The 16,287-nt window shown below is 60.4% G+C and carries 13 protein-coding genes; 5 read left to right on the top strand and 8 right to left on the bottom strand.

Going from position 1 to position 16,287, the window contains the following annotated elements:
• Positions 1-136 precede the first annotated feature (136 nt).
• Positions 137-1,540 (bottom strand): phosphomannomutase/phosphoglucomutase, encoded by a 1,404-nt coding sequence (locus D1Y85_RS04980; protein ID WP_124149938.1) that lies wholly within the window; start codon positions 1,538-1,540, stop codon positions 137-139.
• A 248-nt stretch (positions 1,541-1,788) separates the two neighbouring features.
• Here D1Y85_RS04980 and D1Y85_RS04975 point away from each other — a divergent pair, with 248 nt between their 5' ends.
• From D1Y85_RS04975 to cysC, 5 genes are all read left to right on the top strand, one after another.
• Positions 1,789-3,051, top strand: a complete 1,263-nt coding sequence (locus D1Y85_RS04975) for an oligosaccharide flippase family protein (RefSeq protein WP_124149937.1) — start codon at positions 1,789-1,791, stop codon at positions 3,049-3,051.
• On the top strand, positions 3,048-3,869 hold the full coding sequence (locus D1Y85_RS04970) for a glycosyltransferase (RefSeq protein WP_124149936.1): 822 nt from the start codon (positions 3,048-3,050) through the stop codon (positions 3,867-3,869). Before D1Y85_RS04975 ends, D1Y85_RS04970 begins: the two co-directional genes overlap by 4 nt.
• A 20-nt stretch (positions 3,870-3,889) precedes the next feature.
• Positions 3,890-5,050, top strand: a complete 1,161-nt coding sequence (locus tag D1Y85_RS04965) for a glycosyltransferase family 4 protein (RefSeq protein ID WP_124149935.1) — start codon at positions 3,890-3,892, stop codon at positions 5,048-5,050.
• Between the two features lie 36 nt (positions 5,051-5,086).
• Positions 5,087-6,115, top strand: coding sequence for a UDP-glucose 4-epimerase GalE (gene galE / locus D1Y85_RS04960; RefSeq protein WP_124149934.1), 1,029 nt, complete (start codon positions 5,087-5,089; stop codon positions 6,113-6,115).
• A gap of 178 nt (positions 6,116-6,293) precedes the next feature.
• Positions 6,294-6,908, top strand: a complete 615-nt coding sequence (cysC, locus tag D1Y85_RS04955) for an adenylyl-sulfate kinase (protein WP_246024785.1) — start codon at positions 6,294-6,296, stop codon at positions 6,906-6,908.
• A gap of 128 nt (positions 6,909-7,036) precedes the next feature.
• Here cysC and D1Y85_RS04950 read toward each other — a convergent pair whose 3' ends face one another.
• From D1Y85_RS04950 to D1Y85_RS04920, 7 genes are all read right to left on the bottom strand, one after another.
• Positions 7,037-8,920, bottom strand: a complete 1,884-nt coding sequence (locus D1Y85_RS04950) for a polysaccharide biosynthesis protein (protein WP_124149933.1) — start codon at positions 8,918-8,920, stop codon at positions 7,037-7,039.
• Positions 8,920-9,960 carry an MraY family glycosyltransferase gene (locus D1Y85_RS04945; protein ID WP_124149932.1) on the bottom strand — a complete coding sequence of 347 codons (1,041 nt, stop codon included), beginning with the start codon at positions 9,958-9,960 and terminating at the stop codon, positions 8,920-8,922. Before D1Y85_RS04945 ends, D1Y85_RS04950 begins: the two co-directional genes overlap by 1 nt.
• Positions 9,961-9,967: 7 nt before the next feature.
• Positions 9,968-10,927 (bottom strand): UDP-glucose 4-epimerase family protein, encoded by a 960-nt coding sequence (locus D1Y85_RS04940; RefSeq protein WP_124149931.1) that lies wholly within the window; start codon positions 10,925-10,927, stop codon positions 9,968-9,970.
• A 192-nt stretch (positions 10,928-11,119) separates the two neighbouring features.
• Positions 11,120-12,061 (bottom strand): GDP-L-fucose synthase, encoded by a 942-nt coding sequence (gene fcl, locus D1Y85_RS04935; protein ID WP_124150193.1) that lies wholly within the window; start codon positions 12,059-12,061, stop codon positions 11,120-11,122.
• Entirely contained in the window at positions 12,061-13,176 is a 1,116-nt protein-coding gene (gene gmd, locus D1Y85_RS04930) for a GDP-mannose 4,6-dehydratase (protein ID WP_124149930.1), read from the bottom strand. The genes fcl and gmd overlap by 1 nt, the downstream gene beginning before the upstream one ends.
• Before the next feature lie 60 nt (positions 13,177-13,236).
• Entirely contained in the window at positions 13,237-14,253 is a 1,017-nt protein-coding gene (locus D1Y85_RS04925) for a GDP-mannose 4,6-dehydratase (RefSeq protein WP_124149929.1), read from the bottom strand.
• Positions 14,250-15,407: a glycosyltransferase family 4 protein gene (locus D1Y85_RS04920; protein WP_124149928.1), complete on the bottom strand. Its 1,158-nt coding sequence runs from the start codon at positions 15,405-15,407 to the stop codon at positions 14,250-14,252. Before D1Y85_RS04920 ends, D1Y85_RS04925 begins: the two co-directional genes overlap by 4 nt.
• Positions 15,408-16,287 lie beyond the last annotated feature (880 nt).

Raw genomic sequence — 16,287 nt, 5'->3', positions numbered from 1 at the left:
ATGAGGGAACGGAAAGGCACCCGTCAGCCAGAAAGTGTGCGAATTCGTTCGGGAGTCCACATAGGGACGTCGAGGCGACGTTATGCTCGCGCCACGTGCGCACGGCCCGGCGGGCACCGGGCCGTCTGCTGCGTCATCAGAACGGCAGTTTCGCGTCCGGCTTCTCGGCGAGAATCACGCGCTTGAAGTCGGCCTGGATGCGCGCGAGTGCGGTGTCGTTGTCGGCTTCGAAGCGCATCACGACCACCGGCGTCGTGTTCGACGAGCGCGCAAGCCCGAAGCCATCGGGATACTCCACGCGCAGGCCGTCGATCGTAATGACCTCATCCTCGCCCGTGAATTTCGCGTTCTTCTGCAGCTTCGCGATCAGCGCGAAGTTCTCGCCTTCTTCGAGCTTCAACTGCAGTTCCGGCGTGGCGTGCGAGTTCGGCAGATCGTTGAGCAGTTTGCTCGGGTCCGCGACGCGCGAGAGAATTTCGAGCAGACGCGCGCCTGTATAAAGGCCGTCGTCGAAGCCGTACCAGCGGTCCTTGAAGAACACGTGGCCGCTCATCTCGCCCGCCAGCGGCGCGCCCGTCTCGCGCAGCTTCGCCTTCACGAGCGAGTGTCCGGTTTTCCACATGAGCGGCACGCCGCCGTGGTCCTTCACCCAAGTCGCGAGATTGCGCGTGCACTTCACGTCGTAGATGATCTGCTCGCCAGGATGGCGCGTCAGCACGTCTTGCGCGAACAGCATCAACTGACGGTCCGGGTAGATGATCTGGCCGTCCTTCGTCACGACACCGAGGCGGTCGCCATCGCCGTCGAATGCGAAGCCGATCTCGGCGTCCGTTTCCTTGAGCGCGCGAATCACGTCCTGCAGATTTTCGGGATGCGCCGGGTCCGGGTGGTGGTTCGGAAACGTGCCGTCCACTTCGGTGAAGAGTTCGACCAGTTCGCAGCCCATCGCCTTGAACAGCATCGGCGCGAGCTTGCCGGCCACGCCGTTGCCCGTATCGACGACGATCTTCATCGGGCGCGTGAGCTTCACGTCGCTAACGATTCTTTGCAGATATTCGTCGGCGATGTCGTATTGCGTGTAGCTGCCCTTGCCCGCCTCGAAGCGGCCCGCGACGATGCGCTCGTAGAGCGCGGTGATCTGCTCGCCGTAGATCGCCTTGCCGCGCAGGACCATCTTGAAACCGTTGTAGTCGGGCGGGTTGTGGCTGCCGGTCACGACGATGCACGAATCCACGCTGCGCTCGCCGCCGGCCGCCTGGGCCAGCTTCAGCGGCACGCTGGCCGCGAAGTAGCCGACCGGCGTCGGCACCATGCCCACGTCGACGACATCGACACCCGCTTCGCACAGGCCATCTGCGAGCGCGCGAATCAGTTCCGGCCCGGAGAGCCGGCCGTCGCGCGCGATCACGACCGCGTCGCCGCCCTGCGCACGCACTTCGCTGCCGAATGCCCGGCCGATGGCGCGCGCCGTGTCTGCGTCGAGCGTCTTGCCGACCACGCCGCGAATGTCGTAGGCCTTGAAAATCGATTGAGAAATCATGATGGGGCTCACAGTCCGTTAATACCGTGCCTATTCGTAACACAGCCGGGCTGCATTATTCTGCAGGCTGTTACGAAAAGTCGAATCCTTTACAAACTATAATTGCTGCTTTCTTCCGTGCTGCCTGAACGTCAGGCGCTTATTTTAATGCCTGGCCATTTTCTCCCGTCTGGAAAATCAATGATGCCTGCGCGGCGCCGGGCGTGCGCAGCGCCTGCCCGCCCGGCCGGGACTTGCGCCGCCCGCCCATGCTGAGCCTCAAGCGCTACGCCAACCCCGACGTCGCCCGCGCTTTTGCGAACATCATGTGGCTCGGCCTCGAACGGGTCACGCAGATCGCAGTCGCCATCGCGATCAGCGGCGTGCTGGCGCGCTATTTCGGCCCCGATGTCTTCGGCAAGTGGCAGTACGCCAACACGCTGCTACTCGTCCTCGCGCCCATCACGTGGGTCTGCGGCGCGGAAATCCTCGTCCCGACCATCGTCAACCGGCCGCAGCAGGAGCTGGGCACGGTGCTCGGCAGCGCGTTCGCGTTGCGCATCGGCGTATCCGCGGCGGCGCTCCTCGTGACCTGGGCCGGCATCGCGATGGGCGCAACCGACCCGCTCGTCGGTGCCATGCTCGCCGGGCTTGCGGTCACGATGCTGTTCCGCGAACCTTTCGTCGGCGTAATCAACGCCTGGCTGCAGAGCATGACCTACAGCAAGCCGCAGTTGCTGGCGAGCATGTCGACGGCCATCGTCAAGGCGATCCTCGTCTGGCTGCTCGCACGCGCGGCGTTCGGGCCCGCGAGCTTCGGCTGGCTGTGGGCGCTCGAATCTGCGGTGATCGGCGCGGTCCTCGTGCTCTACTTCCGGCGCCGTCACGGCGGCAAGCTCGGCTGGCGCGTCGACCGTGCGCTGTTCAAGCACTTCGCCACGGCGGGCACGGTATTCTGGCTCGGTCTGATCTGCATGTACCTGTTCCTGAAGCTCGACCGCCTGATGCTCGAACGCGCCATCTCGTTCGCGGATCTCGGCCGCTATTCGGCCGCGCAGCAGCTCAACGAAAACTGGATCACCCTCGCGCTGATGCTTGCGCAGACGATCGCGCCCGCGTTCGTCTATCGCGTGCAACAGACCGCGCAACTGCGCCGCAATCTGCTGCGACTCTTCGCCATGACCGCTGTGCTGATGGTGTCGGGCGCGCTTGTACTCGACGCGCTCGCGGGCTTTATCATCGGCCACGTTTTCGGACCGGACTTTGCGGAAGCGACCGGCATCTTCCGCTGGGCCGTGTGGCTTTCCGTGCCTGCGGGCATCGAGGCAATCGGCAACCTCGTCGTGCTCAAGTACCAGGCGAAATTCGTGCTGCTCACCAAGTGGCTGCTCGCGCTCGCAGTGGCCTTCGCCGTGAATCTCGTCGCCATTGGACGCTTCGGTGCGTATGGCGCGCTCGCAGGACTCGCGGCAGGCTATGTCGCCGCCGCGTGCGTGAACTTCTATTACATCCGCTTCAAGCTCGCTTCATGACGAATTCCATCGAAAGCGCTGCGCGTGAGGGTGCGCTAGCCGACGTCGCCGTACTGATGCCCGCGTATAACGGCCAGGCCGACGTCGAACGCACGCTGGCGTCGTTCAAGGAGGAGGCACCGGTCTACGCACTCATCGTCGATGACGGCAGCACGCCGCCGATCGTCGCACCCGACGTGCCGGGCATGCACATCGAAATCCTGCGCATGCCGAAGAACGGCGGCATCGAGCGTGCGCTTGAAGCGGGCATCGACGCGCTCGCCGAACGGGGTTTTCGTTACGCCGCCCGCATCGATGCAGGGGATCTCGCCTTCGCGCATCGGCTTGCGAAGCAGCGCGCGCGCATGGAGGCGTCGCCGACGCTCGCGGCACTCGGCATGTGGACGCAGGTCGTGAATCGCGCGGGGGAGCCGCTCTTCATGCTCAGGCCGGCTGCGGACCCAGCGCGCCTGCGGCGCGAGCGGTTGTTGCGCTCGCCCATGGCCCATCCGTCGGTGATGCTCCGCGTGGATGCCGTCAAGGCAGTGGGCAACTATCGCGCGAAGTATCCCGCGGCCGAGGACCTCGACCTGTTTCTGCGGCTGATGGATCGCTACGAATGCGCCAATCTGCCGGAACCGGGCCTCTATTACGAACTGAACGAAGGCGGCATTAGTGCAACGAAGCGGCGGCGGCAGATCGTTTCCACGCTGCGCCTGCAACTGGTGCACTTCAATGCGCTCAACTGGCGCGACTGGGCCGGGCTCGCCAAGAGCCTCCTGCACTTCGTTACGCCGTATCGCGCGTTGCAGCGCGTAAAGCGCGTGCTGCTCGCCTGAACCAACCCCGACTCCGCACTGTGAAAACCTCTGCCGCTCTGGCCGCCCGACCTGCATCATCGCTGCACGTCGCCCTCGTCTGCAACACGGCCTGGGCGATCTACACCTACCGGCAAGGCTTGCTGCGCGCACTGACCGACGCCGGTGCGCAGGTCACGGTGATCGCACCGCGCGACCGCACTTTCGAGCCGCTCACTGCGATGGGCTGCCGCTGCGTCGAACTCCCGGTCGCGTCGAAGGGCACGAATCCCGTCGATGATCTTGGCACGCTGCGTGCGCTCTATCGCTGCTATCGGGCGCTCAAGCCCGATGTCGTCTTCCATTACACGATCAAGCCGAATATCTACGGATCGATTGCAGCATGGCTTGCGCGCGTGCCGTCGGTTGCGGTGACGACCGGGCTCGGCTATGTGTTCATCCAGAAGAGCCGCGCAGCGCAGGTCGCGAAGCTGCTCTATCGTTTCGCGTTCCGCTTCCCGCGCGAAGTCTGGTTTCTCAATCAAGACGACGAAGCGGCATTCAGGGAGCGAAATCTGCTCGCCCACCCCGACCGGGCGCGGTTGTTACACGGTGAAGGTGTCGACCTCGAACAGTTTGCCTTCACGTCGCTGCCGGAACGCGACACCTTTTCGTTCGTGTTGATCGGCCGGCTGCTGTGGGACAAGGGCGTCGGCGAATATGTCGAAGCCGCTCGCACGCTACGCGCGAACTACCCGCATGCGCGCTTCCAGTTGCTTGGGCCCGTAGGCGTCGATAATCCGAGCGCAATCTCGCGCGAAGAAGTGGCCGCCTGGGAGCGCGAAGGCGTGATCGAGTACCTCGGTGAAACCGCCGACGTGCGTCCGTTCATCGCCGGTGCCGACTGCGTCGTACTGCCCTCTTACCGCGAGGGCGTGCCGCGCACGCTGATGGAAGCGAGTGCAATGGGCCGCCCCATTGTCGCGACGGACGTGCCGGGTTGCCGCGAGGTCGTCGAAAACGGGGTCAACGGGCTGCTCTGCGATGCGCGCAGCGCGACGTCGCTCGCGCAACAACTCGCGCAAATGCTCGAACTCGATCAGGGCGAGCGTCAGGCGATGGCCAAGCGCGGCAGAAAAAAAATTGAGAAAGAATTCGATGAGCGTGTTGTGGTACAACGCTACCGGAAACTCGTTCGCCAGCTCACTGGCGTAACGTTCTGAGTGAACAACACCCTGTTCGGAATCCGGAAATAAAGTATGACGACGACTTCGAGAGGCACCATCCTGGTCACCGGCGGCGCGGGCTACATTGGCTCGCACACGTGTCTTGAACTGCTGAATAGCGGCTACGAGGTCATCGCCGCGGACAACCTCATCAACAGTCATCGTGAATCGCTCGAGCGCGTAAAGCAGATCACCGGCAAACCGGTTACGTTCTACGAAATCGACGTGTGCAACGAGACCGCGCTGGACCGCATCTTCGAGGCGCATGCAATCACGGGCGTGATTCACTTTGCGGCGCTCAAGGCCGTGGGCGAATCGGTCGCGAAGCCGATCGAGTACTACCGCAACAATGTCGATGGCCTGCTCGTCGTGCTCGACGTCATGCGCAAGCACGGCGTGAAGCAATTCGTATTCAGTTCATCGGCGACGGTGTATGGCGTGCCTGAGCGCTCGCCTATCGACGAGACGTTTCCGCTCTCGGCCACGAACCCCTACGGCCAGTCCAAGGTCATCGCCGAGCAGATCCTGCGCGATGTCACCCAGGCGGATCCGTCGTGGCGCATTGCGGTGCTGCGCTATTTCAACCCCGTCGGCGCCCACGAAAGCGGGCTGATCGGCGAAGACCCCGCGGGCGTTCCGAACAACCTGATGCCATACGTGGCGCAAGTGGCAGTCGGCAAGCTCGCAACGCTGCGTGTGTTCGGCAACGACTACCCGACACCGGACGGCACAGGCGTGCGGGACTATATCCACGTGGTCGATCTCGCGCGCGGGCATCTGGCAGCACTCGATGCCCTAGTGAAGCGCGATTCGGGGTTTGTCGTGAATCTCGGCACCGGGCGCGGATATAGCGTGCTCGAAGTCGTGAAGGCGTTCGAGCAGGCCTCGGGCCGGCCCGTGCCTTACGAGATCGTCGCGCGACGACCGGGCGACATCGGCGAATGCTATGCCAACGCCGCGCTGGCACAAAGCCTGCTGGGCTGGGAAGCGCGGTTTGGAATCGAACGCATGTGCGAGGATCACTGGCGGTGGCAGGAAAAAAACCCGCGCGGGTTTGCGTAAACCGTAAATCATAGCGACGCCCTGTGAAGTCCCCTCGCCTGCGATTCCGGCCCCGTCGACCGCAGTTTTAAAGCCTTCAAATATTGTTGCAGATTATTACGTCCGCGTTACAGCCGTGTGCTGCGAGGCTAGAATGGACTTTCAGTTCGGCAGCCTTCAGCACGGGGAAACGTAAAACGTGGAATCGTACAAATCGGCTGGAATCGTTATCTGGCTCACCGGCATGTCGGGGGCAGGAAAATCGACAATTGCCCGCGCCCTGGTTGCAAGAATGCAAACCTTGGATATCCGTTCGACGTTACTGGACGGCGACGTCCTGCGCACCGGACTCAACGCCGACCTCGGCTTCAGCAACGAGGACCGAACGGAAAACCTGCGGCGCGTGGCGCATGTGGCGGCGCTCTTCAGAAACGAGGGGTTTATCGCCGTCACGGCAACGATCTCGCCGGAGCCCGAGCATCGCACAAACGCGCGGCACATCGTGGGTGCTGAATCGTTCGTCGAAGTGTTCATCGACACGCCCCTTCACCTCTGTGAGATGCGCGATCCGAAGGGCCTGTACAAGCGGGCTCGCCGCGGAGAGATACCTCAGTTCACCGGGATTGGCGCGGCGTACCATCCACCGGTCGATCCCGATCTTGTCCTCCGGACTCAGGACGCCAGCGTGGATGAATGTGCGCAGCAAATCATCGATTATCTGATCGTTGCGCGACAGTTCGAATCGAAACAGAAGCTGCGCGATAGCCTGTCAAGTGGAATGCAACGCGCACGGTCAATCGCCGGCCGCAACTAGACACGAACGGCCCGTTTCTATCGCCGATCCAGCAGCCGAATACACGCGGTAGTGGAGAATGTACTGCGGCCCAGACACCCTCGAAGCGCAAGCGCTGCAACGAAGCGCGCTTCGCCATTCCCGCAACCTCACCTGATCACACGTACCTGGGGCGCGCTTACGTCCTTGAGCATCGGCACCATCGCCGGTTGATACTCCGGTACCCAACGCCGCAGATCGCGGCGCACCTCGTCGTCTCCCGGCACACGATGCTGCATGAGCCACGGCAGCAACTCGTCGATCAGGTTTTCCGGCACCTCTCTCGCGCGCGCGATCCGCAGCTTCGGATGCGGCGTGTGTGTGGTCGTTTCGGCGTCGGCGAGCAGTTCTTCGTAGAGCTTCTCGCCAGGGCGCAACCCTGTGAACTCGATGCGGATCTGCTCCTGGGTGAAGCCGTAGAGACGGATCAAGTCACGCGCGAGATCGACGATTTTGACCGGTTGGCCCATGTCGAGAATGAAAATCTCGCCCCCTTTCCCCATGCTCGACGCCTGCAGCACGAGTTGTGACGCCTCTGGAATCGTCATGAAAAAGCGCGTGATTTCCGGGTGAGTGACCGTGACCGGTCCGCCCTTCGCAATCTGCTGCTGGAACTTCGGAATCACACTGCCCGCGCTGCCAAGCACGTTGCCAAAGCGCACTGTCTCGAACTGCGTGCGTTCGCTCGTCTGCTGCAGCGCCTGGCAAGCCATTTCTGCGAGGCGCTTGCTCGCGCCCATCACATTCGTCGGATTCACAGCCTTGTCGGTCGAGATCAACACGAAGTGACCGACGTGGTGCTTGATCGCTGCGCTCGCCACGCGATACGTGCCGAGCACGTTGTTGCGAATCGCCTGCCACGCATTCACTTCTTCCATCAGCGGCACATGCTTGTACGCTGCCGCATGGAATACGATGTGCGGTGTGTAACGCGCCATGACCTGATCGAGCAGAAGCGCATCCTTCGCGTCGCCGACGATTGGCACAACTGAAAGATCGGGAAAGCGCTCGCGGATCTCCTCGGTCAGCCGGTACATCGCATATTCGGACACGTCGAGCGCAACGAGTTGCACCGGCGAGAAACGCAGAATCTGCCGACACAATTCCGAGCCGATCGAGCCGCCCGCGCCGGTCACCATGACGACGCGTCCGCCGAGAAGCGCTTCGACATGGGGCGTGTCGATCGTCACTTCGTCGCGGCCGAGCAGGTCCTCGAGGTCGATCTGCCGAACCTGCGACAGGAAACCCTGGCCCGGCATCAGCGCGGTCAGCGATGGCAACACCATCGCCTTCATACCCGCGCGCACGCAGAGGGTCGCTGCCCGGCGCTGCACCTCAACCGACGCCGTCGGCAACGCGATAATCACGTACTCGACCTTCATCGCATCGGCCCACTGCGCGAGGTCGTCGAGTGAACCGAGCACTTTGTAGCCGTAAACTTCGCGACCGTGCTTCATGACGTCGTCATCCAGCAGGCCAACGAGACGCCACTCTCCCGAGTGCGACAGTTCACGCGCCAGGTTCGCGCCGGCCGTGCCTGCGCCGATCACCAGTACCGGCTTGCCCTGCCCTACGAGACCGCCGTACAGGTAGAACTCCTTGGACGCTCGATACAGCGCACGCGCGCCTCCCATCATGAGAAACAACAGTAGCGGAGAAACCACGAGAACCGAGCGTGGCGTGATCGGCACGGGCTGAATCATCACGGACGCCACCATGGCGACAATCGCACCGGTGATGACCGCCTTCGAAATACGCATCATGTCGGGCAGACTGGCGAATACCCACATGCCCCTGTAGAGGCCGAAGATGCGGAACATCACGCCATAGACCGGTAAAACCCAGACAAGGGAATGCAGTGCACTTTGTCTGAAGTCGAGCGGGACCGAGCCGTTGAACCGAACGACGTATGCGGCAAGCCATGAGGCCACAACTGCGCACAGATCAAAAACGAAAGCGCTGAGTGATAGCCAGTTGCCTTTGCTTTTTGTCATCAGCGACGTACCTCAGAGGACTGTTCGATTGGTCTTGCTTGAAAATGCCGCCACCGAAGATCGACGGCAACACCGATGAGGCAAAGAACGAAAGTCCACCCAACCACGACCCACCACTGGACTGCCGGAGAAAACCCACGTGCCGTGCAGGCAAGCACTATGCCCGCCGCCATCACCGCATACCCTATCCGCGCCGTTCCGGTGTGTCCCAGACCGGAGCGCACCATGCGCTGGTAATAGTGTTCCCTGTGTGCCTGCCAGAACTTTTCGCCGCGAGCGACTCGCTTGAGCAACGTAACCGAGGCGTCGGCTATAAAAGGAGAAAATACTACTGCAGGAAACCAGATGGGCCAGACGTGTCCAATCCACCCCCAATAGCCGAAGGCGCCTGCAAGAAAGCCTATCGGAATCGAACCCGCGTCGCCGAGAAAGATCCTCGCTGGATGTACGTTAAACAGCAGAAAACCGCCGGCGGCACCGGCCACAGCAGCGCACGCATAGGCCAGTGACATGTCCGGCTGTGCACCCGTCAGCGCTGCTATTGCGTACCCGGAGAATCCGAACAGCGCCATTCCGCCCGCAAGGCCATCGGAGCCGTCCATAAAGTTGTACAAATTGACAAGCCAGACGAGTAAAAACGCCACCGGTGCCAATGCCCACCAACTCATGCCCCCAGGATAAACCGCTAGAAGCGCTACGGCCGCTATGACATGGCAACCAAAACGCACGCGAGCCGGAAGACCGCTACGGTCGTCGATCAGCGACAGAATGGCCAGCAGGACAGCGGCCAGCACAGGCAGCCATAACGCCGGTGCGAAACACCAGATCAGCACGGCCGAAATCGGCACGACACCCCATCCGCCAACTCGGGGAGTCGGGCGAGTGTGAAGCGAGCGATCGTTCGGAATATCGGTTGCAAGGCGCCAGGCGATACCGGTCCGAAGCAGGCTCCACAGAACGACGGCACTAATGCATAGCGAAAGGACCGCGCACAAAAGTGCGCCATACACGGGGCCGAGGGACGAAAGAGCGTAATGCATGGCGAGATCAATATGCCGAGCGGTACCAGGCGGCCGTCTTCGACAGTCCTTGCTCAACCGGATACGGCGGATTCCATCCCAGCACCTCACGCGCGCGCGTGCAATCCAGTCGCAGATTGCCGATCAAGCGCTCGACCTGCGCCGAACGTCCGGTCACCCCCCCTGCCAGGCGAAGCCACGAAGCCGGAACAGGTACGAGGCGTTGCGGCGCGCCCAATTGCGCAGTCAACATTCGCGCGAGTTCCGTAACGGACAGATCAAGACTATCGGCAACGTGAAAGGTCTTGCCCGGGGCAGATGGGTTTGTTGCGCACTCGATCAGCACAGATGACAGGTTCTCCACGTAAATCAGGCTGCGACGGGCGGCGATCGCACCTAGCGGTAACGGAATCCCTTTCGCGATTGCGCGCATGAGCTGAAGGAAGTTCGCACGGACGCCCGGCCCGTAGACAAGCGGCGGCCGAACGATCACGATTTCCATGCCCGTTTCCTCGCCGAAGCTCAAAAGCGCGTTTTCCGCTTCGAGTTTGGAAACGCCATACGGATCGGTCGGACCAGGTTCGTCGGACTCACGCAACGGCCGGCCGGGGTCGCTGTCCCCCAGCGCCTTGATGCTGCTAACGAAAACGAAACGACGGATGCCCGCCGCGTGCGCCGCACGCGCGACGCGTAGTGAACCGTCAACATTGGTCTTGCGGTATGCCGCCAACGGATCGACCTCCGTGTCGCGCATCAGATGTACGCGCGCGGCGAGATGGATTACTGCATCGCACTTCCGGTCTCGCGGCAAGGCAGCCTCCACGTCGACAAAATCGTCGCCAGCGATGACCCGCTCGTGCACGCCCTGACCGGCAGTTTGAGGACGCCTCACCAGTCCAATGACACTGCCGCCGCAGTCAAGGACAGCAGCTGAGACGGCGCGGCCCACGAAACCGCTCGCACCAGAGACGACGACGGACAAGGTCATGACTGTGAGTTAGCGAATTGGACAGCACGGATCAGGATTGCACGAAGCATTTTTCCAGGCATAGGCGTCGAGCTGCCGCAAATCGACGAACGGTCATCATTCGCCAATTGGCGCGCTACCGGAGGCCACCGGCGGATGCCGGCGTCGCAGCGTCATCAGGTCGACGCACCGCAGCGCACATCGACAGCGCAGTCAGCTTTCCGGCCTGCTCAGAAAGTCCGCGTAAGCCTGCGCAATTCCATCGCGTAATCCGGTCCTCGCCTGCCAGCCGAGATCACGCATTCGGGCTACGTTCAGCAGCTTGCGCGGCGTACCGTCGGGCTTGCTAGCATCAAACACGATTCTGCCTTTGAAGCCGACCACGCTCATGATCGTCTCGGCCAGTTCGCGAATCGTCACATCCTCGCCCGTACCAACGTTGAAGAGCCCCTCGTTGACGGCCGCCTCCATCAGAAATACGCAGGCATCGGCAAGGTCGTCGACGAACAGGAACTCACGCATCGGCCTACCCGAACCCCAAACATTCAGTTCGCCCTCCCCACGTATCTTTGCTTCATGCGTTTTGCGGATCAACGCGGGTAACACGTGGCTGTTGTTCAGGTCATAGTTGTCGTTGGCGCCGTACAGATTGGTCGGCATCACCGAGATATAACGTCGCCCATACTGGCGGTTGTAGCTCTCGCACATTTTCACCCCGGCAATCTTGGCAATCGCATAGGGCTCGTTTGTAGGCTCGAGCGGCCCCGTCAGGAGATATTCCTCCTTGATCGGCTGCGGACAGTCGCGCGGGTAGATGCAACTCGAGCCGAGAAAGCACAGCCGCTCGATACCTGCCCGGTGCGCCCCGTTAATGACATTGGTCTCGACCGCCAGATTTTCATAGATGAAATCCGCGCCATAGGTGTTGTTTGCGTAGATGCCACCCACTTTGGCTGCGGCGACGAAGATATATTCGGGCCTCTCAGACTCAAGAAAATCACGGACGGCCGATTGATCGAGCAGATCCAGTTCTGCACGGGTTCGAGTCAGAAGGTTCGTATAACCCTTCGACACGAGATTGCGCACCAACGCGGAGCCAACCATCCCACGGTGGCCAGCCACATAGATTTTCGCGTTTTTCGCAAGACTGTCCATCATTCGTGCCCGACTGAGACTGTGAATCCAACGCTCTTCAACAAGGCGTGCTGCCTCGCCTTGTCGAGATCATGAGCGACCATTTCCGCGACCATCTGATCCAGCGTGATCCGGGGCACCCAGCCAAGCTTGGTCTTCGCCTTGGTCGGGTCGCCAAGCAGGGTTTCAACTTCCGACGGCCGGAAATATCGCGGGTCGATTTCAACCACGACGTCGCCGACCTCGACCGCCGGCGCCTTTTCTCCTGTGACCGCACTCACCCGCCCTTGCTCGTTCACGCCCTCACCTTCCCATTCCAGCGTGATGCCAAGCTGTGCAGCAGCCTTGTTGATGAAGGTCCGCACGCTGTATTGAACGCCCGTGGCAATCACGTAGTCCTCGGGCTTGTCCTGCTGCAACATAAGCCACTGCATTTCGACATAGTCTTTTGCGTGTCCCCAATCGCGCAAAGCATCGAGGTTACCCATGAACAGGCAATTTTCGAGGCCCTGTGCAATATTGGCCAAACCGCGCGTGATCTTGCGCGTGACAAACGTTTCACCACGGCGCGCGGATTCATGGTTAAAGAGGACGCCGTTACACGCGTAAAGACCGTAGGCCTCCCGGTAGTTCACGGTGATCCAGTACGCGTACAGCTTGGCAACCGCGTAGGGAGAACGCGGGTAGAAGGGGGTCGTCTCTTTCTGGGGCGTTTCCTGCACGAGACCATAGAGCTCCGAGGTGCTGGCCTGGTAGAAGCGAGTCTTTTTCTCGAGTCCAAGGAAGCGGATGCCCTCGAGCAGACGCAGCGCGCCGATCGCGTCGACATCCGCCGTGTACTCGGGCGCCTCAAAACTCACCGCCACGTGCGACTGGGCGCCGAGATTGTAGACTTCGTCCGGCTGAACTTCCTGAAGAATGCGGATCAGGTTCGACGTGTCGGACAGGTCACCGTAATGCAACTTGAGTCGCTGGTGCTCCGCGTGCGGATCTTCATAGATGTGATCAATGCGGCCTGTGTTGAACTGTGAAGCGCGCCGCTTGATGCCGTGGACTTCGTAGCCCTTCTCGAGCAGAAATTCCGCCAGATACGAACCATCCTGCCCCGTGATCCCGGTAATCAACGCTTTTTTCATCTTAAGCATCCCCCGTAAACAAATTACGAAAGTAAGCAAAACCGAGCCGACAGCAGCTCCTCAACGGCTACCCCGAGCTTGCAGCCGTTCGATCTGGGCATCAACCATCTTGCCAACCATCTCTTCAAAACTAATGGTGGGCTCCCAATTGAGAACCTTGCGCGCTTTAGAAGCGTCCGCCAGCGTCTGCCTCGTTTCCAGCGGCCGGACCAGCGCGGGATCACTCACCACATGATTTTTCCACTCAAGCCGAACGTGACCGTAGGCTGCCTGACACAAATCGCGCAACGTGTGCAGCTTGCCTGTACCGACGACGAAATCGTCTGCCTTCTCCTGCTGCAGCATCAGCCACATCGCCCGCACGAAGTCGCTCGCATGCCCCCAATCGCGTGCGATGTCGAGATTCCCAAGCGCCAGCCGTCCGTCCGCGACGATAGGATGGCCAAGTTCGTTCAGATCCTGCGAATTACTGATGCCTAACGCCGCACAGGCTGCACCATAGGCAATCTTCTGCGTGACGAAATGCAGAGGTCGCCGCTCGCTCTCGTGGTTGAACAGAATCCCGCTTGAGATGAACAGCCCATAGCTCTCGCGGCAAATGCGAACCATATTGTGGGCATAGACCTTGGCAGCAGCGTACGGATTGGCGGGTAGAAAAGGCGTCTCCTCGTTCTGTGGCCCGCTGGTCGTGCCACCAAACATCTCCGAAGAAGACGCATGGTAGACGCGCGCTTTTGGACATGCGTGACGTATCGCCTCAAACAGCCGGATCGCACCCATGCCGTTAATCATGAGCGTTTCCTGCGCGCGCGCCCAGGACTCGCCCGGGCGCGATTGCGACGCGAGATTGTAAACTTCGTCGGGTTGCGTCTGCTGTATCGCAGACGCGATGTCCACCCCCTCCGACATATCGCCAAATAACACAGTGATCCGACCCGCAAGATGGCTCGCGCTGTGCGCATGCATCCAGCTTTCGTGTCGGCTCAAACCATAGACAGCGTACCCCTTCTCAAGCAGCAATTCCGCCAGGAAAGAGCCGTCTTGCCCCGTGACACCTGTAATAAGTGCTTTTTTCATTGAGCTACGCGCCGCTTCGGTGAAGCCAACGCCTCGTCATACAGCTGCAACAAAGCGGTGGCACTGACCCGCCAGTCGAAACGGCCAGCCTGTTCGATGGCTGCCGCACTGAGGGCGTCACGCTCGTTCCGGTTCGCGGTTAGGCGCAACATGGCCTGAGCCCACGCATCCACATCCGCTGGATCGAGGAGGATGGCCGCATTGCCCGCAACCTCTGGCACCGAGCTGGACGTCGTAGTAATGGTCGGCGCGCCGAACTGCATACCTTCGAGCACCGGCAAACCAAAACCTTCGAACAGTGACGGATACAGATTGGCATAACAGTTGCGATACAACCAGATCAGTTCGTCGTCGGTCACGTATCCAGTCATCACGACGCGCTCCTTAATGCCCAGTGCACTCAAATGCTTCTGGAAGTCCTCCATTAACCAGCCCTTTCCCCCCGCGAGGACGAGCGGCATCGGTGCGCCGCCCTGCGCGAGATAGCGCGCATACGCTTCAGTCAGGCGGCGCTGGTTTTTCCTCGGCTCAATAGTTCCGACGTTAAGTAAAAAACCACCGGCCGGCAGGCCCTCAAGCGCCTTGGGATGTTTTCCGGTTGCGGATGAATCGGCGAAGCGCGAACACGGGTAGACAACCCTTATACGATCCTCACTAAAATGCGGGAATATCTTAAGATAATGAGCTCTTGACGCCTCTGAAATCGCAACAACCCAATCAGCCGAAATAGAAGAGCGGAATACACCTTCAAAGCATCCAAGACGGTTAGCCTCAGTTGTCCACGAGGGATCGACAAGAAATCCCATATCGTAAAAGGTATAAACAAGACGGCCTGACGGCGTTTTTTCTGGCGACCAGAAATTATTGGAGTGAATAATGTCTGGCTCACCTAGCGATTCATCCAGCGTTCCTCCAGCCCAAAATGCGCGAGCCTTTTCTCGCGTCAAATGCCGCGGCCCATACTGCACATTTCTTCCAGAATAAGGATTTAGAACCGGCATTAGTGGATCAAAATAAAAATCCCCAAAACTTGGATACAACGAATAATTATTCTGAGGCGCGATGTCCAATATTGCCTGCACCATGGCATGCGCGAAATAACCACACCCGGCCTTGCCGGACCCGGTTTGAGAAACATCGAATCCTATATGCATAGTCCGGACTTCGTCCTTAAACGAGCTGCAAATAGATTTGACGAGACGACATTTTCACCCTGATCTTACAGATTGCTTGGTTTGTGCCTGCCAACATACCGCCGCTCGTTTGCCGCGCGCATCCAATCGCCTCAGAGTCCCCACTGGCGCACCGCATCACACGGTACAGTACCCCGACACCGTGCCAACCTCCGGACGGACGGGAAAGTGCGACGGGAATTCGAAGCCCAACGCCCGATCCACGCGAAGCCGAACCCTGTTGACTCAACCCCAGCGCAAGTTTTGGGGCTTCGCCAGTTGCCGACATATTCTCGCAACATGCCCCTCCGTTTAGCGCTGGCTATCTGCACGCTGAATACACTTGCTGCTGGGGCTGACCCTCATGCCCGGGGCCAAACAATAGATGCCGATAAACGTACGACTCGTTCTGAAACGACATCGTGGCACAACGCCCCATGCAAAAGTGTTGCTGTTTGTAAGAGCGCGACCGTATGAAGAAACCCCGACCACCTCCAGGCAATACGCGCCAAGCCAGCGCCACCGTCCGACGCAGCGGACAGATCAAATCTATTCCATCACCGCGACCTGTATAAGACTCTCATCAGTCCACGAGGTCGCATCTCGCACCGCCGCAAGTAATCGCCATTTAACAGGGCCCAACATGGCAATGAAAGACGGCAAAGATAGGGCAAAGCATGACGGGGTTACAAATCGAAACATCCTGAACTGGCTGTCAGCCCCTCAGGTGCACGGAAATTGCCCGTCTAGTTATACTAGGTTTTGTAGCGGAAAGCAGTTGACGTGCCAAAGACCAACTGAGCAGGTGATCTGGTTCAGTAGACGTCCGTCGGCGCGGCCGGTGTGAAGTGTTCGGGCGCGG

It is taken from the genome of Paraburkholderia dinghuensis (assembly GCF_003837865.1).
Lineage (GTDB): Bacteria > Pseudomonadota > Gammaproteobacteria > Burkholderiales > Burkholderiaceae > Paraburkholderia > Paraburkholderia dinghuensis.
The sequence above is the reverse complement of the archived record's forward strand: the minus strand, read 5'-3'. Positions and strand labels throughout refer to the sequence as shown.